Origin of the sequence: Limimaricola sp. G21655-S1 (genome assembly GCF_027213785.1) — a bacterium.
Classification (GTDB): domain Bacteria; phylum Pseudomonadota; class Alphaproteobacteria; order Rhodobacterales; family Rhodobacteraceae; genus Limimaricola.
On the sequence record NZ_JAPWGO010000486.1, the window covers coordinates 1 to 238 of the forward strand.

The following is a 238-nucleotide window of genomic DNA, read 5'->3' on the forward strand; positions in this document are numbered from 1 at the left end:
GGCTGGTCCTATGCCGATGTGCTGCCCTATTTCAAACGCATGGAGACCTGGGACGACCGCGGCCATGGCGGCGATCCCGACTGGCGCGGCAAAGATGGCCCGCTGCATGTCACCCGCGGCCCCCGCGACAACCCGCTGCATGATGCCTTTGTGAAGGCCGGGCAGCAGGCGGGCTATCCGGTCACCAAGGACTACAACGGCGAGCAGCAAGAGGGCTTTGGCCCGATGGAGATGACGG

The 238-nt window shown here is 65.5% G+C and carries 1 protein-coding gene; it reads left to right on the plus strand.

Annotated features, from left to right (window positions below):
* Positions 1-238: GMC family oxidoreductase N-terminal domain-containing protein (locus O4G76_RS21550; RefSeq protein WP_269399119.1), on the plus strand; the 238-nt coding region annotated here is incomplete at both ends.